At 62.1% G+C, this 21983-nt stretch carries 21 protein-coding genes; 17 read left to right on the top strand and 4 right to left on the bottom strand.

Annotated elements, in window-relative coordinates; translation table 11 throughout:
- Positions 1-204 precede the first annotated feature (204 nt).
- Genes R6Y96_RS01155 through R6Y96_RS01115 form a run of 9 tightly spaced genes read left to right on the top strand, consistent with a single transcriptional unit; the run spans position 205 to position 9090 of the window.
- A complete protein-coding gene (locus R6Y96_RS01155) occupies positions 205-1563 on the top strand; it encodes a TrpB-like pyridoxal phosphate-dependent enzyme (RefSeq protein ID WP_318621656.1) in 1359 nt (452 codons plus the stop codon).
- A gap of 52 nt (positions 1564-1615) precedes the next feature.
- The gene (locus R6Y96_RS01150) at positions 1616-3064 is read left to right on the top strand and encodes an anthranilate synthase component I family protein (RefSeq protein ID WP_318621655.1); all 1449 of its coding nucleotides are present in this window, start codon (positions 1616-1618) and stop codon (positions 3062-3064) included.
- The gene (locus R6Y96_RS01145; protein ID WP_318621654.1) at positions 3064-3645 is read left to right on the top strand and encodes an anthranilate synthase component II; all 582 of its coding nucleotides are present in this window, start codon (positions 3064-3066) and stop codon (positions 3643-3645) included. The genes R6Y96_RS01150 and R6Y96_RS01145 overlap by 1 nt, the downstream gene beginning before the upstream one ends.
- Positions 3642-4658, top strand: coding sequence for an anthranilate phosphoribosyltransferase (gene trpD, locus R6Y96_RS01140; protein WP_318621652.1), 1017 nt, complete (start codon positions 3642-3644; stop codon positions 4656-4658). The genes R6Y96_RS01145 and trpD overlap by 4 nt, the downstream gene beginning before the upstream one ends.
- Positions 4655-5413 carry an indole-3-glycerol phosphate synthase TrpC gene (locus R6Y96_RS01135; protein WP_318621651.1) on the top strand — a complete coding sequence of 253 codons (759 nt, stop codon included), beginning with the start codon at positions 4655-4657 and terminating at the stop codon, positions 5411-5413. The genes trpD and R6Y96_RS01135 overlap by 4 nt, the downstream gene beginning before the upstream one ends.
- Positions 5414-5424: 11 nt before the next feature.
- Positions 5425-5982, top strand: a complete 558-nt coding sequence (locus R6Y96_RS01130; RefSeq protein ID WP_318621650.1) for a phosphoribosylanthranilate isomerase — start codon at positions 5425-5427, stop codon at positions 5980-5982.
- Positions 5979-7154, top strand: a complete 1176-nt coding sequence (trpB, locus tag R6Y96_RS01125) for a tryptophan synthase subunit beta (protein WP_318621648.1) — start codon at positions 5979-5981, stop codon at positions 7152-7154. Before R6Y96_RS01130 ends, trpB begins: the two co-directional genes overlap by 4 nt.
- Entirely contained in the window at positions 7151-7957 is an 807-nt protein-coding gene (gene trpA, locus R6Y96_RS01120) for a tryptophan synthase subunit alpha (protein WP_318621646.1), read from the top strand. The genes trpB and trpA overlap by 4 nt, the downstream gene beginning before the upstream one ends.
- Positions 7958-7986: 29 nt before the next feature.
- Entirely contained in the window at positions 7987-9090 is a 1104-nt protein-coding gene (locus R6Y96_RS01115; RefSeq protein WP_318621645.1) for an ATP-NAD kinase family protein, read from the top strand.
- 528 nt (positions 9091-9618) lie between these two features.
- On the opposite strand, the gene R6Y96_RS01110 is transcribed toward R6Y96_RS01115, so the two are convergent.
- Positions 9619-10545, bottom strand: coding sequence for a LarC family nickel insertion protein (locus R6Y96_RS01110; protein WP_318621644.1), 927 nt, complete (start codon positions 10543-10545; stop codon positions 9619-9621).
- A gap of 233 nt (positions 10546-10778) precedes the next feature.
- Complete coding sequence (locus R6Y96_RS01105) at positions 10779-11270, bottom strand: DUF367 family protein (protein WP_214023019.1); 492 nt, start codon at positions 11268-11270, stop codon at positions 10779-10781.
- 35 nt (positions 11271-11305) lie between these two features.
- Here R6Y96_RS01105 and R6Y96_RS01100 point away from each other — a divergent pair, with 35 nt between their 5' ends.
- The 5 genes from R6Y96_RS01100 (at position 11306) to R6Y96_RS01080 (ending at position 17646) form a co-directional block, all read left to right on the top strand.
- Positions 11306-12151, top strand: a complete 846-nt coding sequence (locus R6Y96_RS01100; protein WP_318621642.1) for a nucleoside 2-deoxyribosyltransferase — start codon at positions 11306-11308, stop codon at positions 12149-12151.
- Between the two features lie 422 nt (positions 12152-12573).
- Positions 12574-14283: a PAS domain S-box protein gene (locus R6Y96_RS01095; RefSeq protein ID WP_318621640.1), complete on the top strand. Its 1710-nt coding sequence runs from the start codon at positions 12574-12576 to the stop codon at positions 14281-14283.
- 104 nt (positions 14284-14387) lie between these two features.
- On the top strand, positions 14388-14951 hold the full coding sequence (locus R6Y96_RS01090; protein ID WP_318621638.1) for a LemA family protein: 564 nt from the start codon (positions 14388-14390) through the stop codon (positions 14949-14951).
- 13 nt (positions 14952-14964) lie between these two features.
- A complete protein-coding gene (locus tag R6Y96_RS01085) occupies positions 14965-16791 on the top strand; it encodes a DUF2207 domain-containing protein (RefSeq protein WP_318621636.1) in 1827 nt (608 codons plus the stop codon).
- Between the two features lie 126 nt (positions 16792-16917).
- Positions 16918-17646 carry a putative hemolysin gene (locus R6Y96_RS01080; RefSeq protein WP_318621635.1) on the top strand — a complete coding sequence of 243 codons (729 nt, stop codon included), beginning with the start codon at positions 16918-16920 and terminating at the stop codon, positions 17644-17646.
- Positions 17647-17724: 78 nt separating this feature from the next.
- Here R6Y96_RS01080 and thiC read toward each other — a convergent pair whose 3' ends face one another.
- On the bottom strand, positions 17725-19014 hold the full coding sequence (gene thiC / locus R6Y96_RS01075) for a phosphomethylpyrimidine synthase ThiC (protein WP_318622534.1): 1290 nt from the start codon (positions 19012-19014) through the stop codon (positions 17725-17727).
- A gap of 25 nt (positions 19015-19039) precedes the next feature.
- Between thiC and R6Y96_RS01070 the strand changes: the two genes are divergently transcribed.
- Genes R6Y96_RS01070 through R6Y96_RS01060 form a run of 3 tightly spaced genes read left to right on the top strand, consistent with a single transcriptional unit; the run spans position 19040 to position 20638 of the window.
- A complete protein-coding gene (locus R6Y96_RS01070) occupies positions 19040-19642 on the top strand; it encodes an MBL fold metallo-hydrolase (protein WP_404810321.1) in 603 nt (200 codons plus the stop codon).
- Positions 19635-20090, top strand: a complete 456-nt coding sequence (locus tag R6Y96_RS01065) for a GIY-YIG nuclease family protein (RefSeq protein ID WP_318621632.1) — start codon at positions 19635-19637, stop codon at positions 20088-20090. The genes R6Y96_RS01070 and R6Y96_RS01065 overlap by 8 nt, the downstream gene beginning before the upstream one ends.
- Positions 20087-20638, top strand: coding sequence for a flavodoxin family protein (locus tag R6Y96_RS01060; protein ID WP_318621631.1), 552 nt, complete (start codon positions 20087-20089; stop codon positions 20636-20638). Before R6Y96_RS01065 ends, R6Y96_RS01060 begins: the two co-directional genes overlap by 4 nt.
- 138 nt (positions 20639-20776) lie before the next feature.
- Here the strand turns inward: R6Y96_RS01060 and cofH are convergent, their stop codons facing one another.
- A complete protein-coding gene (gene cofH / locus R6Y96_RS01055; RefSeq protein ID WP_318621630.1) occupies positions 20777-21871 on the bottom strand; it encodes a 5-amino-6-(D-ribitylamino)uracil--L-tyrosine 4-hydroxyphenyl transferase CofH in 1095 nt (364 codons plus the stop codon).
- Positions 21872-21983 lie beyond the last annotated feature (112 nt).

The following is a 21983-nucleotide window of genomic DNA, read 5'->3' as shown; positions in this document are numbered from 1 at the left end:
CCGTTCAGGCCGTGTTCGATCGCTGCGCTAACGATGCTGAGGGGAGGACCATCGTGTTGTGGGTGAAGAAGGCAGATCGTTGCCCGGTGGTGGAATGGGTATAGGCCATTCCTCTGTCTTCTGACTGGTTTTCAGGATAATCAGATCATCACAGATCAACAGTGGATAATAATGTATATATGTGTGCAAAGAACACGTTGATCTATGCAGACCAAGATCCTCCTTGACGAGGGGGAGATGCCAAAGCGGTGGTACAACATCCAGGCGGATCTCCCGACACCAATGGATCCGCCCCTTCACCCGGTGACGGGAAAACCGGCGACGCCGGATGACCTCCGTCACATCTTTCCCATGGAGCTGATCCGGCAGGAGATGAGCACGGAGCGCTACATCGATATCCCTGGCGAGGTCCGGGATATCCTCACCCTCTGGAGGCCAAGCCCCCTCTACCGTGCAAGAAGGCTTGAGGCGGCCTTGAAGACGCCGGCGAAGATCTACTACAAGTGGGAGGGTGTGAGCCCGCCGGGCTCGCACAAGCCCAATACCGCCATAGCCCAGGCCTATTACAACCGGGAGGAGGGGATCGAGCGGCTTGCAACCGAGACCGGGGCGGGGCAGTGGGGTTCTGCACTTGCGTTCGCAACGAGCCTCTTCGATATGGATTGCACCGTCTACATGGTCCGGGCCTCCTACGACCAGAAACCCTATCGCAAGAGCATGATGCAGGTCTACGGTGCCGAGTGCATCCCGAGTCCCTCTGATAGGACGCAGGCCGGCAGAGCGGTGCTTGCCCACGACCCGGAGACACCGGGCTCCCTCGGTATCGCCATATCCGAGGCGGTTGAGGACGCCGCGAACCACGATAACACCAACTACTCGCTTGGTTCCGTCCTCAATCATGTCTGTCTCCACCAGACGGTCATCGGCCAGGAGGCAGAAGAGCAGGTTGCGATTGCAGACGATTACCCGGATGTGGTGATCGGCTGTGTCGGCGGGGGGAGCAACTATGCGGGGCTCACCTTCCCGTTTGCGGGCGCGAAGTTGACCGGAAAGCACCCGGATACCGAACTCATTGCGGTTGAGCCCGCCGCCTGCCCGACCCTGACAAAGGGGTTATACACCTACGACTTCGGGGATGTCGCAGGGCTGACACCGCTCCTGCGGATGTTCACTCTCGGGCACGACTTCATCCCGCCGGCGATCCACGCTGGAGGGCTCCGCTATCACGGGGCATCTCCCCTGGTATCGAGGCTCGTCCACGACGGGGTGGTCAGGCCGGTCGCCTACCATCAGAACGAGGTCTTTGAGGCAGCCTTGACCTTCGCCCGGACGGAGGGCATCATTGTCGCGCCCGAGGCCGCCCACGCGGTTAAGGCCGCGATCGACCAGGCGCTCCTCTGCCGTAAGACTGGTGAAGAGAAGGTTATACTCTTTAACAACTCCGGGCACGGTAATTTCGATTTCTCCTCTTACGAGGCCTACCTTGCGGGAAAGCTTCCCGACTACGAATACCCCCTCGAGTTGGTCAAAGAGTCTCTCTCCAGGCTGCCGGTGAGGGGGTGATGCCGGTGGACTGGACTGCGCTCGAAGAGAGCTGACCCCAATCCAGGGATTCATGGAGGCCGCGACCGACCGGCCTCTCGTAGTCCCGGTATTTCTTGAGGTTCCACTCCCTCCCTCTTCTCCGGCAGATATCTATGCGTCCCTCCGGGACGGCCCCGGGTTCCTGCTGGAGTCGATCGAGGGGAGCGAGAAGATCGCTCGCTACTCTTTTATCTGCACCGCTCCAACCGCGATGATCGCCGTCGCCCCGGACGGGGCGCTGACGGTCTCCGGCGATCCCTGTATCCGCGAGGTTGCCGCCGGAATCGAGGCCGAAGACCCGGTCGATGCCGTCCGCCAGTTCATGGAACGGTTCCGGGTCGTGCCGTCCACGTTACCGCGGTTCTCCGGCGGGCTTACCGGCTACTTCTCCTACGACCTGGTATCGTCTATACACCCCGTCCGCTGTGTGGAGGAGACCACAGACCCGGTCGCCCGGTTCATGCTGGCGCAGGACTGCCTCGCGCTCGACCACCGGCGGGGTCGACTTGCGGTGATCGAGAACCTCCTCCTCACCGATGAATCCGACCTGGAGGAGGAGTACCTCCGCGCCCTGACGGCTATAAAGAACCGGATCACAGGGCTCTGCCACCTTCCCCCATCCTCTCCCGTCGAGGCGTTCAGTGCCGGTGCCGTGACGTCGTCCTGCACCCGGGAAGAGTTCTCAAACGCTGTTTTAAGGATCAAGGAGCATATCGCGGCAGGCGACATATTCCAGGCCGTTCTCTCCAGGCGGCTTGCCTGCCGGTTCGAGGGCGAACCGTTCGGGGTCTACCGGAGACTCCGGGAGAAGAATCCCGCTCCCTACACCTACTTCCTGGACTTCGGCGACCTGGTGGTTGCCGGGAGCAGTCCCGAGATGCTGCTGCGGGTGGAGGACGGCCGTGTGACGACCGTCCCCATCGCCGGCACCCGGCCCCGGGGACGGACAGAGGCGGAGGACGACCAGCTCGCGGCTGAACTCCTGGCGGACGAGAAGGAACGTGCAGAGCATGTCATGCTCGTCGACCTGGCGAGGAACGATATCGGGGCGGTCTCGGCCTATGGGAGCGTCTCGGTGACCGATTTCATGGGTATCGAACGGTTCTCGCACGTTCAGCACATCGTCTCGACCGTCTCTGGGAGGCTCCGGGAGGGCTACGACCGGTTCGACGCGCTCCGGTCATGTTTCCCGGCGGGAACCGTCTCGGGCGCCCCGAAGGTCAGGGCGATGCAGATCATAGGTGAGGTGGAAGGGTTCCGGCGCGGGATCTACGCAGGTGCTCTCGGGTATATCGCGTTCTCCGGCACGATGGATCTCGCGATAACCATCCGGACGGTCATCGTGCAGGACGGGATCGCTTCCGTCCAGGTTGGTGCCGGGATCGTGGCTGATTCCGAACCCGGTCGCGAGTTTGCCGAGACCGGTAGCAAGGCCAGGGCGATGCTTGCGGCGCTCGGCAGAGAGGAGGAGGTGGACTGATGCGGGTGCTTGTGATCGATGCCTACGACAGTTTCACCTTCAACCTCTGCCAGCAGATCGGGGTGCTCGGGGCCGAACCGGTCGTGGTGAAGAGCGACACCCCGTTTGCGCTGATCAGGTCGCTGAGATTCGATCGCGTCGTCCTCTCGCCAGGGCCGGGGCACCCGGGCGAGTGTACCCTCTACCGTGAGGTCATCGAGACTATCAGCAGGATTGTCCCAACGCTCGGGGTCTGTCTCGGCCACCAGGCGATCGGGCTTGCATTCGGCGCAAATGTGGTCCGGGCAGAGCGGTTGATGCATGGAAAGCGGTCGGTCATCCACCACGACGGTGCCGGGATCTACGAAGGGGTGCCCGACCCGATCATCGCTACCCGTTACCACTCGCTCCTGATCGACCCCGAGACCGTCCCCGACTGCCTCGAAGTGACGGCAAGAAGCGACGACGATGGGGCGATCATGGGTGTCCGGCACCGTGAGTTCCCGATCGAGGGGGTGCAGTTCCACCCGGAGAGTATCCTCACCCCCGATGGGGACAGGCTGATTGCAAACTTCCTCTCCGGCAGAGGCGGTGCAGCATGATCCGCGAGGCGATCGCCCGTGTATCCTCGGGCAGCGACCTCACCGCTGTCGAGGCGGAAGGAGTGATGGAGGAGATCATGCGCGGCGCCGCGACTCCTGCCCAGATCGGAGGTTTCCTGACAGCGCTAAGGATGAAGGGGGAGACCGTTGCTGAGATCGCAGCATTTGCCCGGGTGATGCGGGCGTCGGCTGTCCCTGTCCCTCTCCCCGACGCAGGGATGCGGGTGGATACCTGCGGGACGGGGGGTGACGGCGCGGGGACGTTTAACATAAGCACCACGGCCGCTTTTGTGGCGGCAGGGGCGGGCGTTCCCATCGTGAAGCACGGGAACCGGGGGGTGTCGAGCAGATGCGGTTCGGCCGACGTTCTCGAGGCGCTCGGCGTCGCCGTAGCGATCCCGCCCGACCGGGTGGCGGCCGTCCTCTCTGCTGCCGGGATCGCCTTCCTCTTCGCCCCCGCCTACCACCCGGCGATGCAGTATGCCAGGGCGGCCCGCCAGGAGATCGGGATCAGGACGGTATTCAACCTCCTTGGGCCGCTCACCAACCCGGCGGGGGCGGCAGGTCAGCTCCTGGGGGTCTACAACCCCCATCTTGTCGTCCCGCTTGCCCGGGTTCTCGGCGATCTCGGCGTCCGGCGGGCAATGGTGGTCCACGGTGCAGGGCTCGATGAGATCACCACGACCGGGGAGACGACGGTTGCGGAACTCCATGACGGGGAGGTGGTCTCGTATACGCTTGACTGCACAGAGTTCGGTATCCCGCGCTCGCCGCCTGCCGTCATCAGGGGTGGCAGCCCGGAGGAGAACGCCAGGATCCTCCTATCGGTCCTCGCCGGTGAAGACGGCCCGGCACGGGATATCGTCCTCCTCAACGCCGGGGCGGCGATCTACATCGGCGGGAAAGCCGATGACCTTGCCGGAGGCATCGAGTGCGCGGAGGCGTCGATCGACTCAGGGGCGGCGCTTGACCGGCTCCACAGGCTTGCCAGGGTGAGCGGAGGTGGGGCATGATACTCGATGAGATCGTCCGTGCGGCAGGTGAGCGGCTGGCGGGTCTTGACCAGACGAAGGCCGCCGAGACCGGAGGAATGCCTCACCGGAGCCTTGAAGCGGCCATTCTTTCCTGCCGGGAGCGGCACGCGATCATCGCCGAGGTGAAGTACGCCTCCCCCTCCCGCGGCAGGATCCATGACGGCGCCACACCGGCGGCGATCGCCCGGGAGTTTGCCGATGCCGGAGCTGTAGCGCTCTCGGTACTCACCGAACCCAACTACTTCGGGGGGAGTATCGAGAACCTTGCCCGGGTGCGTGGGGCGGTCTCCCTCCCCATCCTTCGCAAGGACTTCATCATCGACGAACGCCAGGTCGCCGAGACCCGGGCGTTCGGCGCCGACGCTGTCCTCCTGATAGCCCGTCTGCTCGGCGATCAGCTCTCTGCGTTCGTCGAGGCGGCGTTTGAGATCGGGCTTGAGCCGCTTGTTGAGGTTCACAACCGGGACGAGATGGAGCGTGCTCTTGCGACAGGTGCAAACCTGATCGGGATCAACAACCGCAACCTGGAGACGATGACGATCGATCTCTCGACGACCGTCCGCCTGGCGGGGGTGGCCCGGGATGCCGGGAGGATCGTGGTCTCTGAGAGCGGGATCGCCTGGCCCTACGATGTCAGGCGTCTATCGCGGCACTGTGACGCCTTCCTGATCGGTTCGGCACTGATGTCGGCAAAAGATCGCCAGAAACGGCTGGAGGGGTTTGTATTCGCGTAAAGATCTGCGGGATGACGAACGTTCGCGACGCACTCCTCGCCGTTGAGGCCGGGGCCGACGCGATCGGCGTGGTGCTTGCAAGCCCCTCCCCCAGGTCTGTGAGACCGGAAGAGGCTCGCGAGATATTTGCGGCGGTCCCGCCGTCTGTGACCACCGTCGCCGTTTCATCGATCGGAAGACCGGAAGACCTCCCGGCCATCCTCTCTTTACGGCCGGACGCGGTCCAGGTGCCGGCTGACCTGGAGGTGCCCTCCCGTGCGGGTCTCCGGGTCATCAGGATGCTTGCTCCCGGCGACCCTCTGCGGGACGACTGCGACGCTGTGATCATCGATGCAAGCCACGGCAGAGGGCGGGCGTTTGACCCCGATTATGCCCGGCGTTGCGTGGTCTCCTCCAGCGTCCCTGTAATCCTGGCGGGCGGCCTCAACCCGGGGAACGTGGCCGCGGCCGTCCGGGCGGTGCGGCCGTATGCCGTCGATGTTTGTTCAGGTGTCGAGGCGATGCCGGGTCTGAAGGACGGGCGGCTTGTGCGTGCGTTTGTAAAGGTATGCAGGATGATGGATCCATGAAAGCAGGACGATACGGTATATACGGTGGGCAGTACGTGCCCGAGACGCTGATGAGTGCGCTGATCGAACTTGAGGAGACCTACACCAGGGTGCGGGATGACCCGGATTTCTCCAGCCGGCTCTCCTGGTATCTTCACGAGTACGCCGGCCGGGAGACACCGCTCACATTCTGCGAGAACCTCTCCCGTGACCTGGGTTGCCGGGTCTACCTGAAACGGGAGGACCTCCTCCATGGGGGTGCGCACAAACTGAACAACACCCTGGGTCAGGGGCTGATGGCAAAGTACATGGGGAAGAGACGGCTCATCGCCGAGACCGGCGCCGGGCAGCACGGTGTCGCGACCGCGATCGCGGGGGCAGTCCTTGGGCTTCCCGTGGAGGTCTACATGGGGGAGGTGGATACCCGGCGCCAGGCGCTAAACGTCTTTCGGATGGAACTCCTTGGCGCCAGGGTCATCCCTGTCACCTCGGGGACGCGGACGCTCAAAGACGCCATCAACGCGGCGATGCGGGACTGGGTGGCAAACCTCCGGGACACCCACTATCTGCTCGGCTCCTGTGTCGGCCCGCACCCATTCCCCCGGATCGTCAGGGACTTCCAGTCGGTCATCGGCGAGGAGACGCGGCGGCAGATCCTTGAGCGGGAGGGAAGCCTCCCGGACATGATAGTTGCCTGTGTCGGCGGGGGATCGAACGCAATCGGTATATTCTACCCGTTTGTGGGTGATGCCGACGTGGCTCTCGTGGGCGTGGAGGCCGGCGGCGAGGGGCCGGAGTCCTGCAGGCACGGCGCTTCTCTCTCGCGGGGTTCGGTCGGGGTCTTCCAGGGCTCTCTCTCCTACCTGCTACAGGACGACGACGGCCAGACCCTTGAGACGCACTCGATCGCCGCCGGGCTCGACCATCCTGCCGTCGGCCCGGAACACGCCATGCTGAAGGATTCCGGCCGGATCAGGTATGAGATGGCCACCGATACCGAAGCGCTCCAGGCCCTCAGCTGCCTCTCCCGCACGGAGGGCATCATCCCGGCGCTCGAGTCGGCCCACGCCGTCGCCTTTGCCCTCCGCGCGGCGGATGAACTTGACCGTGACGGGATCCTGGTAATCAACCTCTCGGGGAGGGGCGACAAGGATGTCGTCGAGGTCGCGAAGCATCACGGAGGTCTGGAATGAGCCGGATCGAGAGGGTCTTTGCCAGGGGCGGCCCGGTCTTCATCGGGTTTACCGTTGCCGGTGACCCTGATATGGAGAGATCGTTCAGCGCGGCAACGGCCATGATCGACGCGGGAGCGGATATGCTTGAGATCGCTGTACCTTACTCCGACCCGGTTGCCGACGGCCCGGTGATCGAGCGGGCGCACCACCGCGCTCTGCGGGCCGGGACCAGACCTGTAGACGTCTTTCTCCTTCTCAGGAGGCTCCGCGATTATGCACCCGATCTCCCCCTCGTCCTCTTCACCTACTACAACATCGTCTACCGGCGTGGAGTAGACCGGTTCTTTTCCGAAGCCGCGGCCGCCGGCGCGGACTGTCTCCTCATAGTCGACCTTCCCGTCGAGGAGTCAGAGGAGGTCGCGCCTCACGCCGCCAGATACGGCATCGACCGGATCGCCCTCATCGCCCCGACGACCTCGCCGGAGCGGCAGCATGCAATCCTCCGGGAGGCATCGGGGTTTGTCTACCTCATCTCGCTTGAGGGGGTGACCGGCGAGCGCGACCACCTCCCGCCCGGTCTCGCGGGGCTGGTCGGCGCGGTGCGGGAGAAGACCGATCTCCCGCTCGCCGTCGGGTTTGGGGTCTCGCGCCCGGAGCATGTCAGGACGGTTCTGGATGCGGGGGCGGACGGTGTCATCGTGGGGAGTGCGCTCGTCAGGCTGATAGAGGAGCATATGGACGATGGGCCCCGGTTGTGCGAGGCGCTCCGGGCGGCTATAGTCTCCCTGCGGGATGGGTTTTCATCCTCATCCCGAACCTGATATATGCCCTGATGCGAAAGACTGCATGGATGATGCGGAGTATAGGGTTCCTGGTAAACCCGGTTGCAGGGATGGGCGGGGCGGTTGGCCTTGCGGGGACGGACGGCAAGGCCGATGAGGCGATCCGGCGGGGTGCGGTTCCGCGTGCTGCTGACCGGGCGCTCCAGGCTCTCTCCCCACTCCGCGGCGAGGAGATCCGGTGGTACACGTCTGCGGCGCCGATGGGTCGGGATGTCCTGGCGTCGGCGGGGATCGAGCGCTGCACCGTCCTCCACCACCCCGCCACCCCGACCACTGCCGCCGATACAAGGGCAGCCTGCCGGGCGTTTCTTGAGGCGGGGGTTGACCTGATCCTCTTCTGCGGCGGGGACGGGACGGCCCGGGACGTCCTGGATGCAGTGGGCCGGGAGGTTCCGATCCTGGGGATCCCGGCCGGTGTGAAGATGTACTCGGCGGTCTTTGCGGTCAACCCGGCGGCCGCGGCCGACCTCATCCGCCGGGCGGGCGAGATCCCCTGCCGCGAATCCGAGGTGATGGACGTCGATGAGGAGGCCTACCGCTCAGGCCGTCTCACCACCCATCTCTACGGCTACGCCCGCGTCCCCTTCATCCCGGAGCGGATCCAGGGCGGGAAACAGGTCTTTGAGCAGCAGGACGAGGAGCGGGCAAAGGACGATATTGCGGCGTTTATAAGCGAAGTGATGCTCCCTGAGATGCTTTACATCATCGGCGCCGGGAGCACGACGGCGCGTATCATGGAGCGGCTCGGTCTTGTCCCGACGCTGCTAGGGGTGGACGTCGTCCGAAACGGCGAGATCCTCGTCCGGAACGCCGATGAGCGGACTCTTCTTGCCCTTCTGGACAAACACCCGCGGGCGAAGGTCATCCTCAGCCCCATCGGTGCCCAGGGGTTCGTCCTTGGCCGGGGAAATCAGCAGATCAGCCCGGCCGTCCTCCGGAAGACCGGACTACGGAATCTGATCGTGGTAGCCACGCCGGGAAAGCTTGCCGCAACGCCTCTTCTATACGTCGATTCCGGGGACCCGGACCTTGACCGTGAGGTCGGGGACTCTCTCCAGGTCATCTCCGGCTACCGGATCGCGCAACGGAAACGGGTCATCCACCCTGATTAACGCCCGCTCGCTCTTCTCGATGGATTGCTGCACGGCAAGGCTGCGGAGGTCCCGCACCCTGGCGTTCGCCGCCCAGATGGTGGGGAGGTCCTCGAGGCAACGGCTGTCCCCGAGATCCTCTTCCCTCTTGAGGCTCACGAGCTGCTCGTGGTAGTGCTCGTTGATGGATCGCGCTCCCTGCAAAAGTACACCCGCATTGAGGCTTGATCTCAGATCCCGAGCAGGTTCACCCCGCGGATATAGTGATCAGTCCCACCGCGACGGCGAGGTAAGAATCGAAACCGCCGGGGGACAGCGCCGCAACGCTCGACCATATCTCACCGAGCGTATCCTCAATGGTCGCCCGGGGTGAGCTGCTGATCCCCTGGATGAGGTTGTTGGATCGATGGCCTCCGATTGGTGGTCGATATGAAATAGGATCCTATAAATATCGCCTCCATCCTCTAATTAGGTGGGGAGCCAATACCCCGGTGACATGAGAGAACTGTAGATGCGAGTGGCGCACGTCCCGGGGGGACGTGCCGGTATTCACTCGTCGCGTGCGGAGTTCGCCGCGTTTGTGCGGTCGGGTGGGCATCCACCCCCTGCACCCCCTCTGGGGTTGTAGCCCCTTCTTCGTTCCGATAAACGCAGTCTGGCCTCTTCATCCACAAATCGGAGAGGGATCCCCTCTTCGCGTGCGATTGCCGCAAGATCTTCATATTCGGGTTTCTGGGCGATAAGGCGGCCATCTATGGTCGAGGTCTTTACCCGGACGGAACGCTCCCTTTCACCGACCCGGATTAGCATTGTCTCTTTCTTACGGGCGGCCACAACCTTCCGGAACTCATACACCCGCACCCCCAGACTACCGGTCTCCTCCATTAGAACCCTGATCAGGTTATCCTCCTCCCCTGCCGTTGTCATCACAGAAATGACACTGACAGGCCGGTTCTTCTTCCCGAGCGCCGGGGTGACAAAGACATCCACCGCCCCTTCCGCAAAGAGGCGCTCGACCGCATAGCCGATCACCTCCCCCGAGGTGTCGTCGAGGTTGGTCTCAAGGATGATCATGCGCTCCTCCCCGGCGGGGAGGCTCTCTCCCTCCACAACCCTGAGCAGGTCGGGCCGTCCAGGAATATCGCGGCCGCCGCTGCCGTGGCCGACCCTGACGGGAACCATGGTCGGGTATTGCTGTAGCGCGCGCTCCGCAAGACCGGTGAGCAGCGCCGCCCCTGTTGGGGTTGTCATCTCCATATTGATGGGGGCGGAGGTGAAGGGGAACCGGTGCCGTGTCAGGATATCGAGGGTGGCAGGCGAAGGCGCCGGGATCTTGCCGTAATCTGTTTCGATCACCCCGCAACCAACTACCGGCGGCGTCGCGACTATTGCTCCCTCGAAAAACGCCGCTCTATCGAGGAGGAGCAGCGTCCCGACGATGGAAAAGACCGTCGCCACCGGCGGATGCCCCGACATCGCCGCCGTTCGAAAAGAGCAATCGCAGCGCCAGGAGAACCCTCTCTCTTTCGGTATCCATCTTCTGATTACCTCCTTGTCTCTGTCTGCGAGACCATGGTTGAATATATAAAAAGATGCTGTTTGGGGAAGAGGGCGACGTTTCAAAATTGTACCCCTGTTTCCGGTGAGCGGAAGGAAAGGTTTTGGCGATGTATGAGGTGTTGACTCATCCAAAGGCCGCAGGAGGCATCTCACATGTAGAGCGCCTGGAGGGCGACCACCTCGGCGCTGTCCTTTGCTCCTGCGTAGTCTTCCAGGGGTTCGGCGTTCACCTCAAGGAACCGGAGCCCCCACCCAAACGGCGCCAGAATGGTTTTTGCATCTTCCTTCTCTCCCAGGATGTAGAGCGCTGCTGCCATCGCTTCCACCGTTGTCAGCCTGAACGGTCGGCCGAAGTTCACCGGGTTTGCGGCCACCAGGAACGGCAGTGCCCGGCGGTTGCGCCACGAGGCGACGGCTCCTGTATCGAGAACCTCCCAGGAGCAGTCTAGCGCTGTTATCGAGGGGAGGTTACGGTCGGCGGGGGAGAGCGCTCTCTCGGCGGTAGGGTCGAGGAGGATGGTCGAACGCGGGATCTTTGCGATTGCCGGGACGATACGGGCAAGTCCGCGCCTTGCGAGTTTCTTTGCCGTGCACTTCGCCGGGTCACAGGTGTTGTCCCGGTAGATGTAGAGCGGTATCATCTGTCTTGTTATGGTAGGCCGCCCAGGTAGTATCAATGTACGTACTTGCCGCTCCCTGCATCCTCGATCCCGCCTGCCGCGCCCGGGGGATAACGACCCGGGAGGACATTCGCTCCTTCCTCCGCGCCGTCGAGCGCTGCCGGCGTTTCTCGATCGAGATGGTCCCGCTCCCCTGCCCGGAGACGATTTACCTTGGCGCCGACCGGGAACCGGGCTCGTTTATGGAGCGGCTCGCAACCGATGAGTTTTCAGCGCTCCTGGATGCGCTCGAGGCGGATGTTCGTAACGCGATCAGGGAACGGGGGGAGCCGCCGCTTGCGATAGTGGGGGTGGACTCCTCTCCAGCCTGCGGGGTCAATATGACCTACCGCTCCTCCGAAAAAGAGCCAGGGCGCGGAGCGTTTATTGCCAGGTTCCCGGATATCCGGGCGATCGACGTCAGGGAGTTTGCGCGCTACCGCGTCTACCTTGCCGCGCCGCTCTTCTCGGAAGCGGAGCGGGTCTACAACCTGATGCTCCGCGATCTCCTCGAGGCGCACCTCTTCGATGTCTATCTCCCCCAGGAGGTGGGGGATACCAGCCACACCCGGTGCCGGGACGAGCACAGGGTCATATTCTCAAGGCATCTTGAGGCGCTCCGCGACGCCGATCTCGTCGTTGCGGTCATCGACGGTGCGGATGCAGACTCAGGCACATCCTGGGAGATGGGGTATGCTTACGCTCTTGGCAAACCTCTCGTCGCGCTCCGCACCGACTTTCGTATCGCTGGATACCACGAAAGGGTCAACCTCATGCTTGAGGAGTCCGCCGAAGTCATCACGGCAAAAGAGGACCTTCCCCGGACGCTGGGGTCGCTTCTCTCAGGCGCCGGCGCACCATGAGTCATGGGCAAAAAGGAATATTGGAGGGTGTGTGATAACCATGCGATGCCTGCATGTGGCCCGGAGACGGTTGTGCCGCCCGTCCCGGCGCCGCAGGGCATCCATCGGAGGTTTAGTGTTCAGAGAGGTGTGCCCAGATGTACCTGAAAAGCGCCAGGTACACCTGATCTTTGATACAGTCAGCGTGGTGAAGGTTTCCGTTCACCGTTCCCGGCCAGACCGGATCACCTGTGCCCGCATGATCCGGTGCCTGTCGGAGAGATTCCCCTTTTTTCCGACCCCGGGGATCATGAATTGATCGGATTAAGTGATAAAGTTTTTGTTCATTGCCATGCATTATGGTCTTGCGTTGTATACTGGCACCGTTGAATGGCAAAAAGCATAAAATACTATAACTCCGGCCGATAAACACTCCTCTGCGCATGGGCTCCACCACCGATCCACTCTCTCTCCTGCTTGCTGCTCTCAAAGAGCAACCTCGCGGGATGTCCGTCTCAGATCTCGCAGCAGCCGTAGGGATCAACCGGAACACCGTCTCCCGCTACCTCGACGTCCTCCTGGTGGCCGGGCAGGTGGAGATGAAGACATACGGTAAGGCCAAGGTTTTTTATCCCTCGCAGCGGGTTCCCATAGCCGCCATGCTCAACTTCTCCTCCGATCTCGTGCTGGTGCTCGACCGGGATCGCAGGGTGGTTCAGGCAAACGATGCCATATGTGCATTTGCCGGGAGAGAAAGGGACAAGATCATCGGGAAACCCATCGAGACATCGCCGCTTGCTGCGTTTGACCACCCGCTGATACGAAGCCGGATCACCGACGCCCTGAACAGCCGTGAATCCACCGAGGAGCTCCGCTTCCTCCGGCACAGCGATGAACTCTTCTTCCGGGTCAAGTTCCTGCCCACGGTCTTCAATGACGGCACGCCCGGCGTCACCATCATCCTTGAGAACATCACCGAGGCGCGGCGTGCCGAGGAAGCGCTGCGCGAGAGCGAGTCGCTCTTCCGGAGCCTGGTCGAGAACATCAGCGACCTGATACTGAACGTTGAAGGGGACTCCACCTTCTCTTACGTCAGCCCAAAAAGCATGGAGATCCTTGGCTACACCCCGGAAGAGATGCTCCAGAAGACGCCATTCGATTTCATGCCCCCGGAGGATGCCAGAAAGGTGAGAGAGCAGTTTGATGCTCTCTTCGCCGATCCGAGGCCGCGTGTCCTCTTTGAGTGGACGATGCTCCATCGTGACGGGAGTCCAGTAATTCTCGAGGTGAGCGGGACACCGATCTACGATATGATCGGGGACTTCACCGGTTACCGGATGGTCTGTCGCGACGTAACCGACCGGGCGCGTGCCTTAAAAAGGGTGGCGCAGTGGAAGTCGTTCCTCTACTCCGTGGTCAACAACATCCCGAGCATGGTCTTTGTCCGGGAGATCGAGAGGGACAGGTTCGTCTTCGCGAACAAAGCCGCCGAGATCTTTCTTGGGGTTACACGGGAGGAGATGGCCGGAAAACGGGCGGATGAGATCTTTCCGCAGGAGATGGCAACGTTCTTCGCCGACGGTGACCGCGATATCGCCGGGCGTTCTGCGCCCGTGGAGGCGCGGATCTCTCTCTCCGGTGGCCGGACACTCATGCTGAAGAAGATCCCGATCTACAACTCGCGGGGTGTCCTTAAATACGTTCTCGGGATCGCCGAGGATATCACCGATCGCGTATCCGCCGAGAACCGCCTTGTCGCCGAGCGCGACCGGGCCAAGGGCTACCTTGAGGCTGCGGGTGTTATGATCGCGGTGATCGGGGCGGATGGCACAATCGATCTCGTCAACCGGAAGGGAAACGAGATCCTGGGCTATGCCGAGGGGGAACTCACAGGTAAGAACTGGTTTATGACGGTCGTTCCGGAGCGTCTGCGCGAGAGGCTCCAGCGGAACTTTCAGCGGCTGGTGGTCGGGGGGGTAGAGCCACCCCATTCTGAGAAGAGCCCGGTAGTCACCCGCGATGGCCGGGAGCGGCAGGTCCTCTGGCACAACGCCCTCCTCCGTGACACGGATGGCAGGGTCGTGGCGATGGTGAGTTCCGGCGAGGAGATCGCAGAAGACCCGGATGACCAGAAGCATGCTTCATGCGCCTGACCCTGCCCCATCTTCCACGCAAAGGTCGTCTACTGCATATCTGTGCGATATTAATGGCTAGCTCTTAATACGCTGCAGGGCACACAGTTTATTGGTGGCAAACCTTGGATATCGTCTCCATAATTCTCATTGTCGTGGTGGTGCTGGTCGTCATCGGTGTGGTGGCATTCTCGATCAGCGCCTACAACCGGTTCTTCTCCCTGAAAAATTCCGCTGAGGCGACGATAGGACAGGTAAAGGTCGCGATGAAGAAGCGGCTTGACATGATCGAGCAGCTCCTCGGCGCTGTAAAGAGTTATGCGGCGTTCGAGAAGGAGACCCTGACCGGGGTGACCGGGATGCGGGCGCGTATCGGCAGCGCCGGACCGGCGGATTTGAGCGAACTTGAGCGGGAGTCTCGCTCGGTGCTGGGACGGCTTATCGCTGTCGCGGAGAACTATCCTGACCTCAAGACCTCGCAGACGGTGAATGACCTTATGAGCGCGGTTAGAGAGGTCGAGAACGAGATCGCGCGGCACCGTTACACCTACAACAACATCGCCCAGCAGTACAACACAATGATCGATACGATCCCCTCGAAACTTATCGCCCGGATGATGGGCTTCACGAAGATTGAGTACCTGGAGTTTGGCGAGGAGACCGAAAGGGTTCCGACGATAGCGTTCTGATCCGGATAAGACCATGCGGATGACCGAACGACAGCAGATACTCACCCTGACCGTCCTCACCCTGCTCATAGGGGTCATGGCGGTTGCCGGAGCAAACGCCCTCCCCGGATTCTTTGCGGGCGGCCTCGAGGTTGAGCACTACGATGCTGTCTTCTACGGGAACGGAACACTAATCGAGCGCTATACCTACGACGTCAGCGTACCGGGGGAGTACCGGATGCTTTTCCGCTACTGGGACGCACCGCTCTCCTTTCATGCTATCGACCGGCCGCATATCGAATTTTCCGGGATGACCTCCTCTGCCGGAACCATCGGGTATGTCAGGGATTACAGGGGCGAGGTAAGGACTATCACAGGGACAGCCGGTTCTGATGAGATCGGGACGATCCAGAACCTTGCACTCGATAACGAGGTCGGTATCTTTAACCCGGATTACTTCGCCCCCGGCACCTACACAGTGGAGTATCGTTACGTTCTCCGGCCGCCGGTCGAGTATGACAGGGAATGGGCTCACCTGAACCTGAAACTTGTGGATGAGCATGTCCCATTCCGGGATATCCGGGTCACGCTGCCGTTTGCCGGTATGATCGAGGAGGTCTACACCCATCCCCCGACCCTCGCGGTCGAGCGGACGGGAGAGGCTGTGGTCATAACAGGAAATGCTCCAGAGAACGATGCCCTGAACATCGAGATGATCCTTGACCCGGCTTTCATGGAGGAGATCAGCTGTTTCCCGACATATGTCAGCGACGTCCGGCAACAGGCGGCCGACGCCAACCGATGGCCGCCGATACTGTATGGTGCGGCGGGCGTCCTCCACGTTCTTGGAAACGTTCTCGTGCTCCTTATGCCGTTCATCTTCCTTGGTGTCTACCTCCGCTACGGCAGGGAGAAGTCCTTCACTGTCCCTGAATACCTCAGTTTCACGCCGAACACCGCGCTAAAGCCCTGGCAGGTGAACCTCCTGTTCAAGGGGGACGCACTTGATTTCGATGAGGACGGGTTCTACGCGACGCTCCTTGACCTTCACCGGCAGAAGAAGATCCTGGTGACCGAAAAACCCGAGGGCAAAGGGGTTACGGTCCGGATACTCTCGACTGAGTCCACCGACCCATACGAGCAGCGGGTTTTAAACTTCCTTGCAAATCTCGCCGATGACCATGTTGTGGACACCGCCGATCTTGAGGACCTCGCCAGGACCGCCAGGCGGAGTCCGGGTTACCAGCACCGGATCGTGCAGTACCAGCAGTCGCTTGCGGCGCTTACACGCGATGTGGATACCTCGTTTGCCTATCGCTACATCAAGGACGGCAGGACGCTGATCCTGCCGCTCGCCTTCCTCGGGGCCATCCCCTGTGGTTTGTCCATCCTCCTGTTTCTCATTGCACCTGGCGCGGCCTATCTCCTGGTGCCCGCCGCTGTCCTCTCTCTCATAGCCGCAATCCAGGTCGGTATTGCGGCCCTCTTCCCCTCGACACTGTTTGGGTTCTGGAAGGGCGAGAGTTACCGGGAGAAACTCGAGTGGGACGCGTTTGCCAGGTTCCTCTCCGATCTTGCCCTGATCAGGGATTACTCGCCAGAGGATCTCTCCATGTGGGGGGAGTGGCTTGTCTACGGGACAGCGCTCGGTCTCGGGGATAAGGTCGAAGCGGCGATGAAGAGTCTGAATGTGAACCTCCCGGACGTAGGGGTGCCGCTCTACTCGAGCATGCCAGTGATCTTTGCCCCTATACTCCTCTTCTCCCCGCCATCAGGCGGTGGCAGTGGTGTGGCCGGTGCTGGTGGCGGGTCTTTCGGCGGTGGCGGCGGTTTCGGTGGCGGCGGTGTCGGGGGACGGTGAGATCCACCGGGCCACAAAATCCTGGAACCTCTTCATCACGCCCCTCCTGGTGAATAGGTTCGAATTTCTTCGTAGTTAAGGCAACCTACTTACCGGGAGCGGTAGAATGGATCCCTGTTGATGCCTATGACGGGATCAAGTACAGGATACCTGGTTGTTCTGGTCACCCTGTTTGGGGCCATCCTGGCCTGCGGGTGCATGGCTGCCGGGGGTGATGATACGGTGGATGTTCGTCTCTCTGGCAATGGCACGGTTGTCTTCATCGACCTTGAGGGCGGATTCTACGGTATAGTTGCCGACGATGGTGGCCGTTACCTTCCGCTCGATCTTCCGGCGGATTACGAGAAGGACGGTCTTCGTGTCCGGTTCTCTGCCGATTTTGTGAACGATACCGCGACGATCCAGCAGTGGGGAACACCTGTGAAGATCGTCGAGATCGAGGAGACCGATGATGGCTCCCGGCAGGTGGTTACGGGCACGGGGACAGTGACCTACATCGACCTTGAGGGCGGGTTCTACGGGATCATCGCCGACAAGGGTGGCCGCTACCTGCCGCTCAACCTGAACGAGACCTACCGGGTTGACGGGATGCGCCTCACCTTCGTCGGAGAGGTGAAGAGGGATACCGCGACGATTCAGCAGTGGGGGACGCCGCTTGAGATAATCGACATCCCCTGGGCGTGCGCCAAATGTGGCGGGAACGCCGGTGTCGCAAACCCTGCCGCTGTCTGGTGTGTGGAGCAGGGGCACAGATACGAGATCCGGAAGAACCCAGACGGCAGCGAGTACGGTGTCTGCATCTTCGAGAACGGCACCGAGATCGATGAGTGGGAGTACTACCGGGAGACCCACTGACCTTTCCTCCAGCCGTCTCTGAAACTCCCCGGGGGGTTGGGGCTATCCCGGGCCAGCCCCCTGGAACGTTCCTGACCTCTATGGTTCCAGATGCTCTTCCGGTAGAGGGAGGATCTCCCGCATCATCTTCACGGCGCAGAGGTCGCCGCACATAGAGCAGGTCTCAAGCCCGCTGTCCCGCTCGTGGATTCGGCGGGCCTCATCCGGTATGAGCGCCAGTTCAAACTGTTTCTCCCAGTCGAGCGCCTGCCGCGCCTCTGCCATCCGGATCTCGCGGTTCTTTGTGCGCGCGGCGGCGCGGGAGAGACTCCCCACGTGTGCCGCGATCCTCGCCGCCCGTGTCCCCTCCACGATATCGCGGATCTCCGGCAGCGCCAGGTGCTCGCTTGGCGAGACCATGCAGAGGAAGTCGGCGCCGTTCATGCAGGCGATCACGCCGCCGATCGCCCCGACCAGGTGGTCGTAGCCCGGTGCTACGTCAGTCACGAGCGGCCCGAGCAGGTAGAGCGGGGCACTGTCGGTCAGTTCTTTGAGCATCCTGACGTTGCAGCCGATCTGATCAGCCGGGATATGCCCCGGCCCCTCGATCATCCGTTGTACCCCGGCAGCGAGCGCCCGTTTTGCAAGGTGTCCAAGCGTCAGGTACTCGGTCGACTTCGCCAGGCGCCCGGCATCCACGAGCGCGCCCGGTCGCATACCATCCCCAAGGCTCGCGACCACATCGTGCTCCGCCAGGATCTCAAGGAGGTAGTCATACTCGGCGTAGAGGGGGTTTTCCTCACCGGTCGCTGCCATCATCGCCACGTGAAACGCCCCCCCGCGGGAGACGACGCCCATCACCCTTGGATCGGCCTTGAGCGATGCCAGAGCATCCAGGTTAACACCGCAGTGCAGCGTCAGGAAATCGACGCCCTGCTCGCAGTGCTCCCGGATGACGTTAAAGAGGAGATCGGCATCGACGTCCGCCGCGCTCCCCGCCCGTCGGACAGCCTCGTAGACCGGGACGGTTCCAACCGGCGCATCAAGCTCAAGAATCCGGCGGCGGATGCGGGCGAGGTCTCCGGCGGTCGAGAGGTCCATCAGGGTGTCTGCGCCTTCACGTAGGGCGGTCTTTGCCTTCTCAACCTCGAGATCCTCGTCGCACCGAACGCCCGACGTTCCGACGTTCACGTTGACCCGCACCCTGCACCCCTCTCCGATGGCGCAGAGGCGGTGCGGCCGAACGGGGTTTGCCGGGATGACGATCCGGCCGCGGGCGACAGTCCGCGCCGCTGCGTGAGGAGCGAGATCCTCATCGCGGGCGATCGTCTCTACCTCGGAAGGAACCCCGCGCAGGCACGCTTGAACAAGGGTGTGCATAAGAACCATTTGTCCGGAGGCCATATTAGTCTGCATGCATGTCCGGTGGATCACAGGTGGCATGACCTATGCGAACTCGTTTGTTTACGGAAACATACTGATCGATGCCGGCGTCCTACCGATGGCGGTGGAACCGTATGCCGCTGCTATCGATACGATCGTTATCACCCACGCTCATTACGACCATATCGCCCATCTTCCAGAGATCGCGACCATGTGCGGTGATGCCACCGTCTGCATCCACCATGCGGACGCACCGGGCCTTGTCGACGACGCCAGGAGTCTTGCGATGCATTTCGGTGCCCGGTCTCCTGGGATGGTCCCGGACGTCACGCTCGCCGACGGCGACCGCATAGGAACCCTCCTCGTGCTTCACACCCCTGGCCACACCCCGGGCGGGATCTCTCTCTATGACCGGAAGGCGAGGTTGCTCTTCTCGGGCGACACCGTGTTTACCGGCGGGTCGTTTGGCCGTTACGACTTTCCGGGAGGCGACCGCAGGGCACTCGCGGCATCCATCGAGCGCCTCAGCGGCCTGGAGGTTGACTCTCTCTACCCGGGGCACGGCGAGCCCGCCCAGCGTGACGGCTGGAGGCATATAGCAGCCGCACGGGAGGCGCTCCGGTTGTATGGATAAGGGGGTCTACGCCCTCCTCATTGAGAACTCCTGCTGCAGGGTTCGCATCGGTGCTCTGGGGGTGCGGGAGTTCGCTCCGGGCTATCATATCTACATAGGATCCGCGCAGGGGAGCGGGGGTCTTGGCCGCGCAGACCGGCATGTCAACCTTGCGTTCAGCCGTGACCGCCCTCCCCACTGGCATATCGACCACCTGCTCCTCGATCCGCACTTTAGACCGGTCGCCGTTATAACCGCAGTCACCGGGCGTGACTGCGAGTGCGACCTTGCAAAGGCCATCGGTGACCCATCCGTCCTGGGATTCGGGTGCAGCGACTGCAACTGCCCCTCCCACCTATTTCATCGCCCTGGTGACCCCGTCCCCGAGATCCTGGCGGCGTTCCGGCGTCTCGATCTGGATGCCCGGATCACAAGAATCAAGAACGCGGGAGATAAGCATAGGGTATGACTGTTCTTGGAATCTCCGGAAGCCTGCGCAAGAACGGCAACACCGCGACGCTCGTCAACACGATTCTCGAGCGTGTGCGGGGGGCGGGTGTCGAGACGGAGTACATATCGCTTGCCGGTATGGAGATCCGGCCATGCACCGGCTGTGAGACCTGCCGTGAGACGAAGTGGTGCGTGACGGAGGACGATGACTGGGGGTTTGTTGCGCAGAGGATGGTCGAGTGTGAGGTTCTTGTTCTGGGTGCTCCGACCTACTACTACGACATCAACGGCCAGACGAAGAACCTGATCGACCGGACATACTCACTCTTCCACGACAGGAAACTCTCAGGGAGGAGAGCGGTTGCAGTGGCGGTCTGTGCGGACCGTGGATGCGAGCGCACTCTGGAGACGATAGAAGGTTTCCTGAACGCTCACGAGTTCTCGTATCTCGGCTACGTCTGCGGCAGGGGGTATGCTGCGGGGGATGTCCGTAACGACGACCGGGCAATGGCGCGGGCAAGGGAGGTTGCGGATACGATAGTCCGCTACATCCGTCCGGAGGATTGAGGTCCCGCCACCACCGCCTCTGCAGGGTACCACTTTCTGCGGAGAAAGCCCCTCAAACTCCCGGAAGGGGTGCGCAACCCGTCTTCCCCCATCATATCGCCGGCATCCTGAGGGTTAACCCGACCTTCCGGGTGTGATTCAGCCCTCAAGAAGGGTGTATGTCGTCGTCCGTCGCCGCAGCGTCCTGCCGAGATCCTCTGCAATCCTGCGCATCTCCGCCGGGTCAAGGTAGTCGGTGTCCCTCGCGCCAGCCTCCCGGGAGATGCTCTCCTCAAAGAGTGTTCCACCCAGATCGTCGGCGCCTGCAAGAAGCGCCATCCCCGCCATCTTTGTCCCTATCTTCACCCATGATGCCTGGATGTGGTCAAAGTTGTCCAGGAATAGCCTGGATACCGCAAACAACAGCAGATCCTCCCGCCCCGTTGCACCGGGCCGGGCAAGCCCCGCACGGTAGAGCGGCGTATTCGGGTGGACGAACGAGAGGGGGACGAACTCCGTGAACCCGCCGGTCTCGTCCTGGATCTCGCGGAGGATCTCGAGGTGTCTTGCGCGGTCGGCCTCGCTCTCGCAGGAGCCATACATGATCGTCGCTGTCGACCGGATGCCCATCTCATGCGCCTCCTTTATGATCCGGATCCATGTCGCAGTGTCTATCTTGTCCGGGCAGATCACACGCCGTACGTCATCGACAAGGATCTCGGCTGCCGTTCCGCAGAGGGTAGACAACCCCGCCTCTCTCATCAGTTCCAGTACCTCACGGCTGGAGATGCCGCTCTTCCTCGCGGCGTAGGCCACCTCCATCGGGTTGCTTGCATGGATATGGACACCCGGCGCCTCCTCCCTCATCCAGGAGTAGATGTTGACGTAGGACTCTACGTCAAAGGCCGGGTGGAGACCGCTAACCGTGCAGATCTCTGTGACGCCGCGTTCGCGTGCAGCCCTGGCTTTCTCCCGAACCACGGCTTCGTCGTGACAGAAAGAGTCGGGATCTCCCGGTTTCCGTGAAAACCCACAGAACCCGCAGGCGTTCACGCAGAGGTTGGTGACGTTGATGTTCTGGTTCCTGACGTAGGTGACAATGTCTCCGACTTTCCGCTCCCGGAGTTCGTCTGCTGCGGCGGCGATCCTCCAGACGTCCCGACCGCGCGCCGACAGCAGGCTGACAGCCTCCTCCTCGGTTAGCCGGTGGCCGGCAAGCGCGTCGTCGAGCACCTGTTGCAGTGGTGGTGTCATACTTTCATCTCGCCTTCCTGGGTGCGATGGATTGATCTGGCGGGGTCAGGAGAAGAACCTTCGGGTCTCCCGGTCAGGTCTCGATGGATATAACCCTAAAGAGCGTTTCAGG

Origin of the sequence: Methanoculleus receptaculi (assembly GCF_033472595.1) — an archaeon.
Lineage (GTDB): Archaea > Halobacteriota > Methanomicrobia > Methanomicrobiales > Methanoculleaceae > Methanoculleus > Methanoculleus receptaculi.
Note: the sequence above shows the minus strand (reverse complement) of the source record. Positions and strands in the feature narration are given on the sequence as shown.